12 protein-coding genes are annotated in these 13,220 nt (G+C 61.6%); 7 read left to right on the top strand and 5 right to left on the bottom strand.

From position 1 onward, the window contains the following. Positions 1-165: 165 nt before the first annotated feature. Positions 166-972 carry a siderophore-interacting protein gene (locus tag C2U40_RS05625; RefSeq protein WP_103829073.1) on the top strand — a complete coding sequence of 269 codons (807 nt, stop codon included), beginning with the start codon at positions 166-168 and terminating at the stop codon, positions 970-972. A gap of 259 nt (positions 973-1,231) precedes the next feature. Next, positions 1,232-2,338, top strand: coding sequence for a 3-deoxy-7-phosphoheptulonate synthase (locus C2U40_RS05615; RefSeq protein ID WP_181014950.1), 1,107 nt, complete (start codon positions 1,232-1,234; stop codon positions 2,336-2,338). A 581-nt stretch (positions 2,339-2,919) separates the two neighbouring features. Here the strand turns inward: C2U40_RS05615 and C2U40_RS05610 are convergent. Beyond that, entirely contained in the window at positions 2,920-3,330 is a 411-nt protein-coding gene (locus C2U40_RS05610; RefSeq protein WP_017410727.1) for an H-NS family histone-like protein, read from the bottom strand. A 415-nt stretch (positions 3,331-3,745) separates the two neighbouring features. Continuing rightward, complete coding sequence (locus C2U40_RS05605) at positions 3,746-4,168, bottom strand: GNAT family N-acetyltransferase (protein ID WP_181014949.1); 423 nt, start codon at positions 4,166-4,168, stop codon at positions 3,746-3,748. 186 nt (positions 4,169-4,354) lie between these two features. Here C2U40_RS05605 and C2U40_RS05600 point away from each other — a divergent pair, with 186 nt between their 5' ends. Next, positions 4,355-4,855: an SRPBCC family protein gene (locus C2U40_RS05600; RefSeq protein ID WP_011706794.1), complete on the top strand. Its 501-nt coding sequence runs from the start codon at positions 4,355-4,357 to the stop codon at positions 4,853-4,855. A gap of 76 nt (positions 4,856-4,931) precedes the next feature. On the opposite strand, the gene C2U40_RS05595 is transcribed toward C2U40_RS05600, so the two are convergent. Further along, a complete protein-coding gene (locus C2U40_RS05595; protein ID WP_024945092.1) occupies positions 4,932-6,209 on the bottom strand; it encodes an NAD(P)/FAD-dependent oxidoreductase in 1,278 nt (425 codons plus the stop codon). Between the two features lie 51 nt (positions 6,210-6,260). Continuing rightward, positions 6,261-6,872, bottom strand: a complete 612-nt coding sequence (gene puuR / locus C2U40_RS05590) for an HTH-type transcriptional regulator PuuR (RefSeq protein WP_044800441.1) — start codon at positions 6,870-6,872, stop codon at positions 6,261-6,263. 310 nt (positions 6,873-7,182) lie between these two features. Between puuR and C2U40_RS05585 the strand changes: the two genes are divergently transcribed. From C2U40_RS05585 to C2U40_RS05575, 4 genes are all read left to right on the top strand, one after another. Beyond that, positions 7,183-8,646 (top strand): NAD-dependent succinate-semialdehyde dehydrogenase, encoded by a 1,464-nt coding sequence (locus C2U40_RS05585; RefSeq protein ID WP_103829071.1) that lies wholly within the window; start codon positions 7,183-7,185, stop codon positions 8,644-8,646. A 148-nt stretch (positions 8,647-8,794) separates the two neighbouring features. Then, positions 8,795-10,084, top strand: coding sequence for a 4-aminobutyrate--2-oxoglutarate transaminase (gabT, locus tag C2U40_RS05580; protein ID WP_103829070.1), 1,290 nt, complete (start codon positions 8,795-8,797; stop codon positions 10,082-10,084). Between the two features lie 235 nt (positions 10,085-10,319). Beyond that, entirely contained in the window at positions 10,320-10,445 is a 126-nt protein-coding gene (locus C2U40_RS26825; protein ID WP_254902341.1) for a hypothetical protein, read from the top strand. Then, positions 10,442-11,785 carry an APC family permease gene (locus tag C2U40_RS05575; protein ID WP_011706801.1) on the top strand — a complete coding sequence of 448 codons (1,344 nt, stop codon included), beginning with the start codon at positions 10,442-10,444 and terminating at the stop codon, positions 11,783-11,785. The genes C2U40_RS26825 and C2U40_RS05575 overlap by 4 nt, the downstream gene beginning before the upstream one ends. A gap of 51 nt (positions 11,786-11,836) precedes the next feature. Here the strand turns inward: C2U40_RS05575 and C2U40_RS05570 are convergent, their stop codons facing one another. Then, a complete protein-coding gene (locus C2U40_RS05570; protein WP_081000878.1) occupies positions 11,837-13,039 on the bottom strand; it encodes an ISL3-like element ISAeme19 family transposase in 1,203 nt (400 codons plus the stop codon). Positions 13,040-13,220: the final 181 nt, after the last annotated feature.

Raw genomic sequence — 13,220 nt, 5'->3', positions numbered from 1 at the left:
TGCCTCATGCCCTCGCGCGGTGCGAGGGCATGAGGCCTCTCCCTTACTTCTCCCCTTGCGTGCCTTTTCCCCCTCGGCCAGGGTCTGACCGCTGGCACACAAAGCAATTGATAATAATTTTCATTTAATGAAAAATGGGCGCCATTATCAGTCAGGAGTATGCCCATGTCCCAGTCCGCCCCGGTCAATCGTCCCCGTCTGCTCACGGTCAAGCACATTCAGGATGTGAGCCCGCACCTGCGCCGGATCTGCCTGAGCAGCCCGGAGCTCGCTGACTACCCCTTCACCTGTGGCGGCGCCCATATCAAGATCATGCTGCCCCAGCCGGGCCAGGCCCATGCCGTGCTGCCCACCCCCACCCCGCAGGGGCCGCGCTGGGAAGATCCGAGCCAGCGCCCCATCATGCGCACCTTCACCATTCGCGCGTTTCGCCGCGAGGCGCTGGAGCTGGATATCGACTTCGCCCTGCACGGCGATGGCGGCCCCGCCAGCCGCTTTGCCAACGAGGTCAAGCCAGGCGATCTGCTGGCCATCTCGGGCCCAGGTGGTCCGGACCCCATGTTGCAGCCTGCCAGCCACTACTACATGGTGGGGGATCTCACCGCCCTGCCCGCCATCAGCGCCATGGCCGAGGTGATGCCCGCCGATGCCCGCGGCCACATCACCCTGCTGGTGCCCTATCAGGAAGATGTGCAGGATCTGTCGCTGCCCGCCGGGGTGACCCTGCGCTGGTTTGTCGGTTCCCCCGAAGAGACGGCGCCACTGGTGGAGTACTTCACCGCCCTGCCGCTGGAGGAGCAACAGAGCTACTTCTGGTTCGGCGGGGAAGAGGGATTGGTGGTCCCCATGCGCCGCCACGTACGGCGCACACTCGAGGTGGATCGCACCCGGGTCTACGCCGTGCCCTACTGGCGCCACGGCAAGGATGAAGAGGCCTATCACCATGCGCGTCACGACGTGATGGACAGCTGAATCAGCTGATTTTGTCCTGAAATATCAAGCTCATGGTCTGCCGGCCATGGGCTTGATTGCCATTGGTGCAATGCCACCCACCTGTTCTCCCCCCCATTCTGGTATGCCACTCGGTTGTGCTTGCATTTGTGGCCGACAACAAGATAATGATAATCACTCTCAACAGTAACAGGTGATGACGCCCCATTGCAGCTCCCTCGCCCGGGTCCCGGTGTGGAGTGCACGTCATTCACTCCATTTGCACAGCAAGGTAATCCAGATGGCAGTCTTGAACTCGGTAATGCGCGCCTTCGCGGTGGAGGCTCTCCCCACTCCTGCCGACCTGTTGGCACTTCACCCCTGTCCCGCCGACCTGGCAACCGGGATCGATCAGCACCGTCAGCAGGTTCGCCAGATCCTGAGCGGGGATGACGATCGCCTGCTGGTGGTCATCGGTCCCTGCTCCATTCACGATCCCCTCGCCGCCCTCGATTACGCCCGGCGGCTGGCGGTGCTGGCCCACGACTATCGGGATCGGCTGCAGATTGTGATGCGCACCTATTTCGAGAAGCCCCGCACCACGGTGGGCTGGAAGGGGCTGGTGTTCGATCCCCATCTGGACGGCAGCAACGACATAGGTAATGGCCTGCAGCTGGCACGCCAGCTGCTGCTCGACATCAACCAGCTGGGGCTGGCCACCGCCACCGAGTTTCTCGATACCACCAGCTTCCTCTACCTGGCCGATCTCATCAGCTGGGGAGCGATCGGCGCCCGGACCACGGAGTCACAGGTGCACCGGCAGCTGGCCTCGGCCCTGCCCTGTCCCATCGGTTTCAAGAACGGTACCGATGGCAACATCCGGGTGGCCATCGATGCCATCCAGGCCAGCGAAGCCTCCCACCTGTTTACCGCCCCCGGCAGCCAGGGCGGCATGGTGGTGATCAAGAGTGAGGGCAACCCGGCCGGCCACATCATCTTGCGCGGCGGTACCCGCCCCAATTATCACCAGAGCGACGTGGAAGAGGCGGCCGAGCGACTGGCACAGCAGGGGCTCACGCCCCGGTTGATGGTGGATTGCAGCCACGGCAACAGCCAGAAGCTGCACAAAAACCAGATCCGGGTGGCAGGAGAGCTCTGCCGCCAGCTGGGGGAAGGCAGCGACGCCATCGCCGCCGTCATGGTCGAGAGCTTCCTGCAGGGAGGCAGCCAAAAACCGGCGCCGCTGACCGAGCTGGTATATGGCCAGTCGGTCACCGATGCCTGCCTGTGCTGGGACGATACCCAGACCCTGCTCGCCATGCTGGCAGAGGCCGTCGAGACACGGCGCCAGCATCCTGGTCGGGCACAACCGGACATCACCCGCTGGCATGCCCAGCTGGCCAGTTGAACCACCATCAGCAATAAGGCTCCCGCGACGGGAGCCTTATTATTTTGGAGATATTCCTACCCTGTCGACCGCTCTGGTCTACCGATTAAATGACCAGCTCACTCTTTTTCCATGCAAAGTACGCTGACATTCGGATCCGGCAGGAATTAATAATATGTTGGCTCAGGTATTACCCACTGCACGCCGCAGACAAGCAGTCTGCCCCCGGTCAGGGTGGATAACCACTCAGTAAAATTCGGCGGGTTACGGAGCAAAAAAGAGGCACGCCCTACGACTGACTTAATGCTTTTTCCATTGCCGCATCGCCAGCCACTAATACCTGACGGGCTATATGAGTCCAGATATGGCTGACATTTCGATGATCACGTGACAACAAAAGCGCGTACAGGGAGCTATCGGTACGACCATCTGCAATTAATCATTCCATCATGGGGCGACCAATTGACGTGCAGAGTGCCGGTCTGAATGCGACACAACAAGGTCGTATCAGGGGAGTTGGGGAATTGACAGAAGATATTTTTGGTGAGCACAAATAATAATGCCGCCTCATGGGCGGCATCATTCATGACTGATCCCGTGGATCAGATCAGGAAATCATTCAGATCCTTGCCCAGTGCCACTTGCTCGGCAATGGCTTTCGGCATGCGGCCTTGACCAGTCCAGGTTTTCTCCTGGCCATCTTCCTGGTACTTGTACTTGGCAGGACGCGGGGCGCGCTTGCTCTTGGTCGCACCAGCAGCGGCAGCCGGGGCGGCGGCGCTGTTCAGCAGCTCACGGGGATCGATACCGGCCTGCTGCAGCATTTCAGTGAACTCGCTCAGCTTGCGCTGACGCTCTTCCTGTTCGGCACGCTCTTGTTCAACAGACTCGGCACGCTCGTTATATACCAGCTCGAACTTTTCTTTTGCTTCTTGCAGCTGTTCAAACGGCAATTCACGGATGGCAGCGCGCAGGCTGCGAATGTTCAGCAGAACTTTCAGAAACTCGTTCATTACTTCCTCACAGAATTATTTTTGTTTGTCACAGGGATAACACAGCTTGAGAATAGCACGGCTGTTTGATGACAACATAATGATTTTATAGCCGCTGTCACTTTCTTAACAAAAAAGAGCGGCTGAATATACCGCTGACTTTATTCAGCCATTCCCCATTACGTCACACCAGCTCATCTTTTGCCATGCAATTCCCCATACCGGGTATGGCAAATAGCGCAGATGTGCCCCGTTATATTTTCCATCACAGTTGCGACCGCTATTTTACAATTGGCCACGGTTGTTAAAACCTGACTCACCCACATGAGACTCAAGGTAGACGATTGACACTATATATTACCGGCAGCATCCGCTCGTTACTGCCGGCAATGCAGCTCTGCAACCATGATCTGATCAGTCGCAGGACGCTGGCGCCCTATTCCAGGATCAACCGCCGCCAGGGGCCGGTGATCTCGCAGTGGCCGGTTTCTGCCGTATTCTGCCATCCCAGTCGATGATAAAAGGCCAGCGCCGCCGTGTTGTGGGTCGCCACCTTGAGTGAGGCGGGCTTTTGAAAAGAGGCCAACCCGTGACTCAGCAGGGCCCGCCCCACCCCCTGCCCATGCCAGTCGGCCGAGACATACAGGTGGTGAACGAAGCTTTCATCTCCCCAGATGGAGACAAATCCGCAAGGCGCTCCCCCCTGCTCGGCTACCCAGATCTGCTCGCCCCGGGTCTGCTCGTCAAAATTTTCCAGCCGAAAATGCGCGGGATCGACCCAGTGAAACGTCTGCCGCCGCCCTTTGAGAAACAGCTGCGCCAGCTGGGGAATATCCGTCTCTTGCATGACTCTGATCATCAAAGCGTCCTTGTCATTGTGACTGCCTGACCCCACTCTCAATGGAACACAGGCACCATGTCAAATCGCACGGGCATAATAGTCTCTCGGCGATGGCAGGGGTGTGACACACCTCTGTCCATTTCATCAGCCATGGGACTATACTGCCTGAGTCCCATGTATGGATGGTTTGAGGCTCGCTGATTTATGGATAACAAGCAGATAGAAGGCAACATCTTTGTTCCGGCCCATATCGACGATGTCTGGCGCGCCTGGACAACCGAGAGTGGCCTGCGCAGTTTTCTGGCGCCGGAGTGCCTGATGGTACCCGAACCGAATGGTCCCTTCGAAATCTATTTCAGACCCGATGCCCCGCTGGGTGAACGTGGCAGCGAAGGTTGCCGGGTGATGGCCGTCATGCCCCACGACCTGCTCAGCTTCAGCTGGAATTTTCCGCCCTCCCTGCCCCACATACGCCTGCAGAAGACCCAGGTCAGCCTGCGATTCGTGCCGGAAGGCCAGGGCACCCGGCTCTACTTCCTGCAAACCGGCTGGGCCAACGACCCGGACTGGGATCAGGGCTACGCCTATTTTCGCGAAGAGTGGCTGGAAACCAGCCTGCCCCGCCTGCAATACCGCTTCACCCACGGCCCCATCGACTGGAACAACCCGCCGGACAAGCAGCAACTGAAATCCCTGGCTCAATAAGAGCCCATATAAAGAAGAACACCGCCAGCTGGCGGTGTTTCTTTTTTCATGGAGATCAGACTCGGCGCACGCTGACTCACACCCCCAGCCGATCGCGCAGGGTATACCAGGCGGCGCCAGCGGCGGTGAAGGGGATACGGAACAGGCGCCCCCCCGGGAAGGGGTAGTGCGGCAGTTTGGCAAACGCATCGAAGCGCTCCGCCTGACCGCTCAACACCTCGGAGAGCAGCTTGCCCGCCAGATGGGTACAGGTGACACCATGGCCGCTGTAGCCCTGCATGTAGTAGATGTTGGAGCCGATGCGACCAAACTGCGGCAGGCGCGACAGGGTGAGCAGGAAGTTGCCGGTCCAGGTGTACTCCACCTTGACGTCCGCCAGCTGGGGGAAGGTCTTCAGCATCTTGGGGATGATCAGCCGCTCGATGTCCGCCGGATCCCGCGCCCCATAGACCACGCCACCGCCATAGATCAGCCGGTGATCACCGGAGGTACGGTAGTAGTCGAGCAGGTAGTTGCAATCTTCCAGGCAGTAGTTTTGCGGCAGCAGCGAGCGGGCCCGCTCCTCCCCCAGCACCTCGGTGGCGATCACCTGAGTGCCGCAGGGCATGCTCTTGCCGGCGAGCTCAGGCACCAGATTACCGAGATAGGCGTTGCCGGCCACCACCACGAAGCGCGCCTTCACCGCCCCCTTGGCGGTCTTGACCAACGCAGGCGTACCCGGGGTGATGCTGATGACGGCGGACTGTTCGAAGATCTTGCCCCCCTGCAAGCGGATGGCCTCCGCCTCCCCCAGCGCCAGGTTGAGGGGGTGGATGTGGCCGCCGCTCTTGTCGAGCAGGGCACCGACGTAGCGATCGCTCGCCACCACCTCGCGCACGCCGTCGGCATCGAGCAGCTCCAGCTTGTCGTTGCCCCACTTCTCCCAGCGCGCCTGCTGCGCCTTGAGCTCGTGCAGCTGCTTCTCGGTCTCGGCGGCGAACACCCCGCCCTCCTGCAGATCGCACTGGATGTTGTAGCGCTTGATCCGCTCGCGGATGATCTGGCCCCCCTCAAACAGCATGGAACCGAGCAGCCTGGCCTGATCCGGCGGGCAGTTCGCTTCTATGGTGTCGATGTCGCGACTGTAGGAGTTGACGATCTGGCCGCCGTTGCGACCGCTGGCGCCAAAGCCCACCCGGGCCGCCTCCAGCACCACCACCGAATAACCCTTTTCCACCAGATGCAGCGCGCTGGAGAGGCCGGTATAACCCGCCCCGATGACGCAGACGTCGCACTCCAGCTGTTCGGTCAGCGTCGGATAGGGCGCGTGTTTGTTGGCACTGGCTGCGTAGTAACTGTTTACATGTTCGGTCATGATCCCTGTTTCCTTACCGGTTCTTTTCCCAAACGAGACGATGTCTCGGCACTAGAAGTTGGCCGGGGTGTGGGCGCTGACGATGCGGCACACCTGCCCCGACGGATTGCTGAAACTGTGAGGCTCGCCCGTGTCGATCACGTAGCTGTCCCCGGCGCTGAGCGGATAGGCCTGGCCCGCCACCGTCAGGATCACCGATCCCTCCAGCACGGTGCCCACCTCCTCCCCCAGATGCGTGACCTGGCCGCCTGTGTCGGTACCGGGGGCGTAAGTCTCCAGCATGAAACCGAGCTGGCGGCGGTTGTTGCCGTTGTGCACCAGCTTCATGGAGACCCCCTGGCTGCCCAGCTCGATCAGCTGCTCGGCCTTGATCACCACGCTCGGCGTACCGCCCTCCTCCTCCGCGAAGAAGCGCGACAGCGGCAGTTCATAGACGCTGAGCAGTTTTTGCAAAGAGGCCACCGAGGGGCTCACCTTGTCCTGCTCTATCATGCAGATGGCGCCATGGGTCAGGCCGCTCAGCTCGGCGACCCTCCGCTGGGAGAGGCCGAGCCGGCGGCGGGTGGCCGCCAGACGCTCGCCCATGCTCTGCGCCCCCCCCTTGTCCGTCATGGGGTTGTCGGTCATGGACTGCCAGCGCGTCTCGCCCTGTGGTTGCTGCATTCGGCCACCTCCCTGTGTGCCTGTCAGGTGCCAGCTGGGCACCCGGTTAAAATAGCGAGTCAATCCCGCCGGCCTGTTTGTTATCCTGCACAGTGCATGCCGTTCATTATTTTGCACACCCTGCGCCACAAAAACCGGTAAAATCGCTCCAACAGCTCCATTTCTAGCACGCGAGACACAGTTTACTCAAATATATTTAACACTTGAAAAACATTTAAGCTCAATTTATGGTCTTCCTGTGCTTATTATTCTATACGGTGGCGGCACAGGATGAGCCGGCCCCCTGACCCACAATCGAGGCTTGCTATCTATGTCAGCATCACAACCCGCACTCTCCCTGATCAAATCCCTTGCCTATATAGATGGCCGCTGGTGTGAAGCCGGCGGCGGACGCCGGTTCGAGGTGCACAACCCGGCCACCGGTCAGGTCATTACCCAGGTGCCCGACATGGACGAGGGCGACACCCGCCGCGCCATCGCCGCCGCCCACGCAGCCCAACCCGGCTGGGCCGCGCTCACCGCCAAGGAGCGCAGCAACCGGCTCTACGCCTGGTTCGAACTCATCATGGCCAACCAGGAGGAGCTGGCCCGCATCATGACCTGCGAGCAGGGCAAGCCGCTGGCCGAGGCCAAGGGGGAAGTGGCCTACGGCGCCAGCTTCATCCAGTGGTTCGCGGAAGAGGGCAAACGCGCCTACGGCCGCACCATTCCGGGCTTTTCCAGCGACCGCCGTCTGGCCACCATCAAGCAGCCGGTCGGGGTGGTCGCCGCCATCACCCCCTGGAACTTCCCCATCGCCATGATCACCCGCAAGGCGGGCCCGGCGCTGGCCGCCGGTTGCACCATCGTCATCAAGCCGGCTGCCGAGACCCCGCTGTGCGCGCTGGCGCTGGCGGCACTGGCGGAGCAGGCAGACATCCCGGCCGGGGTCATCAACATCGTCACCAGCCATCAGGCCGCGGCGGTGGGCAACGAGCTGTGCAACAACAAGACGGTGCGCAAGCTCTCCTTCACCGGCTCCACCCGTATCGGCAAGCTGTTGATGCGCCAGTGCGCCGACACCATGAAAAAGCTGTCGCTGGAGCTCGGCGGCAACGCCCCCTTCATCGTGTTTGACGACGCCGACCTCGACGCCGCCATCGCCGGCGCACTCGCCTCCAAATACCGCAACGCCGGCCAGACCTGCGTCTGCGCCAACCGCATCCTGGTGCAGGCCGGCATCTACGACGCCTTCGCCGAGAAGCTCACCGCCGCAGTCAAGGCCTTCAAGGTGGGCGACGGCATGGGCGAGGGCACCCAGATAGGCCCGCTCATCAACCCGGCCGCCGCCAGCAAGGTAGCCGAGCTGGTCAAACAGGCCACCGCCGCCGGCGCCGAGCTGCTGCTGGGGGGCGAAGCCCACCCCGCCGGCCCGCTCTTCTACCAGCCCACCATTCTGGGCAAGGTCGATAAAACCAACCCCATCCTGCAGGAGGAGATCTTCGGCCCGGTGGCGCCGCTGGTGCGCTTTGACACCGAAGCCGAGGCCATCGCCCTGGCCAACGATACCCCCTATGGTCTGGCCGCCTACTTCTATGGCCGCGACATCGCCCGCGTCTGGCGGGTGGCCGAGCAGCTCGAATACGGCATGGTCGGCATCAACGAGGGGATTATCTCGACCGAATTGGCCCCCTTTGGCGGCATCAAGGAGTCGGGCCTGGGTCGTGAAGGGGCGGCCGAGGGGCTGGAGGAGTACCTGGAGACCAAATACCTCTGCTTCGGCGGCATCCGCTAGGCAGTCACATCTTGCGCCGGCGGCCGGGCCTGCAACAGGGGCCCGCCACCCGCCGGCGCAGCCATATCAGTTCACAAGGACGAAGTGAGTGCTCCCAAGGGGCCTCGCCACATTGAGACAGGGGCCCCCGGCCCCTCAGGGAGGAAAGATGAGTCAGTCAGCATCAAACAAGGCGTGGCAAGCGCGCCGTGAAGCGGCCGTAGTCAACGGCGTCGGTACCCTGCTGCCGGTGTTTATCGAGCGGGCGCAAAACGCCGAGCTGTGGGATGTGGAGGGCAACCGCTACATCGATTTTGCTTCCGGCATCGCCGTGCTCAACACCGGCCACAACCACCCGAAAGTGGTGGCGGCGGTGCGCGCGCAGCTGGAGAAGTTCAGCCACACCTGTTTCCAGGTTACCCCCTACCCCGGCTATATCGAGCTGGCGGAAAAGTTGAATGCCCTGGTGCCCGGTCCCACCCCAAAGCGCACCCTGTTTCTCTCCACCGGCGCCGAGGCAGTGGAGAACGCCATCAAGATCGCCCGCGCCCACACCGGTCGCAGCGGCACCATCGCCTTCAAGGGGGGCTTTCACGGCCGCACCATGATGGGGATGGCGCTCACCGGCAAGGTGGTGCCCTACAAGACCGGCTTCGGCCCCTTCCCGGGAGAGGTCTATCACCTGCCCTTCCCGAGCGACTACTTGGAAGTGAGCGAGGCCGATGCGCTGGCCGCGCTGGATCTCTGCTTCAGCTCGGATATCGAGCCGACCCGGGTCGCCGCCATCATCATCGAGCCGGTGCAGGGTGAAGGGGGCTTCTACCCCGCCTCCGCCAGCTTCATGCAGCGCCTGCGCCAGCTGTGCGATCAGCACAGCATCCTGCTCATCTGTGACGAGATCCAGAGCGGTTTCTGTCGCACCGGCAAGACCTTCGCCACCGAATATGCCGGCATCGAGCCGGATATCATGACCCTGGCCAAGAGCCTGGCCGGCGGCTTCCCGCTCTCCGCCGTGGTGGGCAAGGCAGAGGTGATGAACGCCGCCAAGCCGGGTGGGCTGGGTGGCACCTATGCTGGCTCCCCCATCGCCTGCGCCGCCGCCCTGGCGGTGCTGGAGGTGATCGAGGAGGAGCAGCTCAACCAACGGGCCCAGGCTCAGGGCGAGCAGATCAAGGCCCGCCTGCAGCAGCTGGCGGAGCGTTTTGACTGCATCGGCGACATCCGCGGCCCCGGCGCCATGGTGGCCATGGAGCTGGTCAAGCAGCGCGATGCGGCCAGACCGGATGCCGACCTCACCAAGCGGCTGGTGGCCGAGGCGGGCAAGCGTGGGCTGGTGCTGCTGGCCTGCGGTGTGCGTGCCAACGTCATCCGCTTCCTGGCGCCGCTGACGGCCTCGCCGGCCCTCATCGACGAGGGGCTGGATCTGCTCGAGCAGGCCCTGCTGGCAGCCCAGGGCTGATCAGAACCGCAACATCCGCTCATCAGTGCAAAAAAATGCGTTTTTGCCCCCTTGATATGCTTGTCAAGGGGGCAACACGAATGCACAATGCGCCGCCGCAACAAAGGACCGACCACTTGCTGAGTCAGGTTCTTTTTTTGCGGCAAACAAATCCACAACGAGGCCGGAACCGACCGGAAATGATAGCGAGATGGGTTGCCATCTCACGACACCCGCTTCTCTAGTGAGGAACACCATGGGGTATTTCACTGCTTTCCTGCCGGCCCACGCCGGTCTGCGCCGCGTCTCTGGCGCCCCCTATGCCCAGGTTGATACCGTCAGCCTGATCCCTTCGGCCCGGATTGAGGGGAAAGCACAATGAATGCCCAACCCGTCGGCCTGAAAAAAAGCCTCAAACTGTGGCACGTGGTCATCATGGGGCTGGCTTACCTGACCCCCATGGCCGTGTTCGACACCTTCGGCATCGTCACCGAGATCACCGAAGGCCATGTGCCCACCGCCTACCTGTTCGCCCTCATCGGCATGCTGTTCACCGCCATGAGCTACGGCCATCTGGTACGCAAGTTTCCCTCGGCAGGCTCCGCCTATACCTATGCCCAGAAGGTGTTTCACCCTTACGTGGGTTTCATGGTGGGCTGGGTCTCCCTGCTCGACTACATGTTCATGCCGATGATCAACATGCTGTTGGCCAAGATCTACATGGAGGCCCTGTTCCCGAGCGTGGAACCCTGGACCTACATTCTCGGTCTGGCCACCGTCATGACCCTGCTCAACCTGCGCGGCATCAAGCTGGTGGCCAACTTCAACAGCCTGATCGTCATCATGCAGTTCAGCATCATCGCCGTCTTCATCGGCCTCATCGCCTGGGGTGTCTACCATGGCGAGGGGCTCGGCACGGTGGCGAGCAGCCGTCCCTTCTTCTCCGAGCACATGAATGTGGCCCCTCTGCTGACCGGCGCCTCCATTCTCTGCCTGTCGTTCCTCGGCTTTGACGCCATCACCACATTGAGCGAAGAGACCCCGGACGCCTCCCGGGTGATCCCCCGCGCCATCGTTCTGACGGCGCTGATCGGCGGCGTGCTGTTCATCTCCGTCTCCTACTTCCTGCAGCTGTTCTTCCCGGACATCTCCCGCTTCCAGCAACCGGATGCGGTGCTGCCGGAGATCGCCCTCTATGTGGGCGGCAAGCTGTTCCAGGCGGTGGTGCTGGTCTGCACCACGGTGGCGGTGCTGGCCTCGGGGCTCGCCTCCCACGCCGGCGTGTCACGCCTGCTTTACGTGATGGGGCGGGATCGCGCCCTGCCGAGCCGCTTCTTCGCCTACGTTCACCCGACCTGGCAGACCCCGGCCCTGAACGTGCTGCTGGTGGGGGTACTGGCCCTCTCAGCGGTGTCGTTCGACCTGGAGATGGCGCTGGCGCTGATCAACTTCGGTGCCCTGGTGGCCTTCACCTTCGTCAACCTGGCGGTGATCGCCCACTTCTACGTCAAGCTCGGTCACAACAAGACGCTGCGGGACCATCTGGTGTTCCTGCTGCTGCCCCTGTGCGGGGCCGCCTGCATCGGCGTGCTCTGGCTCAACCTGGAGCCGGCCTCCTTCGAACTGGGGCTGATCTGGGCCGCCCTCGGCGCCCTCTATCTGCTGCTGCGGCTCACCGTGTTCCGGGTCCAGCTGCGCCGGCCCGAAACAGACGCCTCCTGAGCCTTCTTTGCGTTCACTGCGCCCGCCCTCTGCGGGCGCTTTTTTTTAGGTTCATCGCGGCTTTCCGGGGAAGGCCGCCTTGATTTTCAGAAAAAAGTATTCTGAGTCCCTAAATCCATATGCCATACGCTTTATCACTTTGATCTTGTTGTTCACCCCTTCCAGCACACTCGTGTGCATCGGGTAGTTTGCACTCGCCAGGATCCCCCGCATATATTTCGATAAATTTCGACCAAATCGTTGCAGCGGCGCTAGCCCGCTTTCCTTCACCTGCCGCATCCAGCTCCGCCATCGTCGCCATCCTTCCCACACGCTCGGCGCATACCAGATGCCCTTCAACCCCTCTTTCAGCACGTACACCATCGCCAGCGGTTGATTCGCCGCCAACAGCTCCTGCAACTTCACATCCTGTTTTTCACTCAACTTCGCCCGATTACGTAGCAGCAACCAACGCGCACTTTTGACCACTTTTCGCGCCGGTTTATCGCTTTTCAGTGCATTCGCCTGCTCCACTCGCACCCGGTCCACCACCTCTCGGCCATAGCGAGCCACCACGTGGAACAGGTCGTAGACCACCTCCGCCTGCGGGCAGTGTTGCTTCACCTCCAGGTCGAACGCCGTGTTCATGTCCATCGCCACCGCTTCAATCTGCTGGCATCGCTCGCCGAGCTGCTCGAAGAAGGGACGGATAGCGGCCCGGCTGTTGCCGTGCCCCACCCACAGGACGCGGGTTCGCTCGGCATCCATGATCACGGTGGCATAGCGGTGTCCCTTGTGCAGGGCAAACTCATCCATCACCAGCCGCCGCACCTCCCCAAGTTCGATGGTGCCCACACTGGTCTGCAAACGGCGCTTGTCGATCTCCTTGATGGTGTGCCAACCGACCCCGGTGAGCTGGCTGACATGGCGGATGGGGAGGTACTGAACGAGCGCTTCAATCCAGCACTGCATGCGCCGGGTGAGGCGGGAGCCAGAGGGGAGCCAGTCGATATGTTCACTGACGCGACCACAGCGCAGACAGTCGACGCGGCGAACAGGCAGTTGTAACCAGACTTGTCGGTCAAATAGGTCTCGCTCACGCACCCGGCGGATACGTTGGTCGTGGATCAATGGCGTGGGTTGCAGGCATCGGCGACAACGGGGCAAGAAGTCGGCGCGAGGCTCAAGGGTAAACAGGGTGTGATGGTTGGCAGAAAGCGCTTGGGCGATGACGGTATAACCTGGCCAGAAGGAGGCAATATCAATATGATGCACGGCGACAGCAGGGTGATGGTGGTGGTGTGTTTGGAGACAGCCAGTTTACCAGCACCCTGTCTGTCAACTTCCACTTCCCCAAGATCCCGCGAAGAACCTTTTTTTACCCCTGTCAGCCCTGCGCAACAGCCTTTTTCGCGCGTGACCTGCGTCGCTGCAGCCCCCGTCAACACTGGCTGCC

Source organism: Aeromonas sp. ASNIH4, from assembly GCF_002934425.1.
GTDB lineage: Bacteria > Pseudomonadota > Gammaproteobacteria > Enterobacterales > Aeromonadaceae > Aeromonas > Aeromonas hydrophila.
This window is presented reverse-complemented; position numbering and strand designations above follow the sequence as displayed.

Coding starts and splice junctions, on each gene's coding strand:
- C2U40_RS05585 (WP_103829071.1), top strand. CDS start 7,183: ATGTCAGCATCACAACCCGCACTCTCCCTGATCAAATCCCTTGCCTAT.
- gabT (WP_103829070.1), top strand. CDS start 8,795: ATGAGTCAGTCAGCATCAAACAAGGCGTGGCAAGCGCGCCGTGAAGCG.
- C2U40_RS05615 (WP_181014950.1), top strand. CDS start 1,232: ATGGCAGTCTTGAACTCGGTAATGCGCGCCTTCGCGGTGGAGGCTCTC.
- C2U40_RS05625 (WP_103829073.1), top strand. CDS start 166: ATGTCCCAGTCCGCCCCGGTCAATCGTCCCCGTCTGCTCACGGTCAAG.
- C2U40_RS05595 (WP_024945092.1), bottom strand. CDS start 6,209: ATGACCGAACATGTAAACAGTTACTACGCAGCCAGTGCCAACAAACAC.
- C2U40_RS26825 (WP_254902341.1), top strand. CDS start 10,320: ATGGGGTATTTCACTGCTTTCCTGCCGGCCCACGCCGGTCTGCGCCGC.
- C2U40_RS05575 (WP_011706801.1), top strand. CDS start 10,442: ATGAATGCCCAACCCGTCGGCCTGAAAAAAAGCCTCAAACTGTGGCAC.
- C2U40_RS05610 (WP_017410727.1), bottom strand. CDS start 3,330: ATGAACGAGTTTCTGAAAGTTCTGCTGAACATTCGCAGCCTGCGCGCT.
- C2U40_RS05600 (WP_011706794.1), top strand. CDS start 4,355: ATGGATAACAAGCAGATAGAAGGCAACATCTTTGTTCCGGCCCATATC.
- puuR (WP_044800441.1), bottom strand. CDS start 6,872: ATGCAGCAACCACAGGGCGAGACGCGCTGGCAGTCCATGACCGACAAC.
- C2U40_RS05605 (WP_181014949.1), bottom strand. CDS start 4,168: ATGATCAGAGTCATGCAAGAGACGGATATTCCCCAGCTGGCGCAGCTG.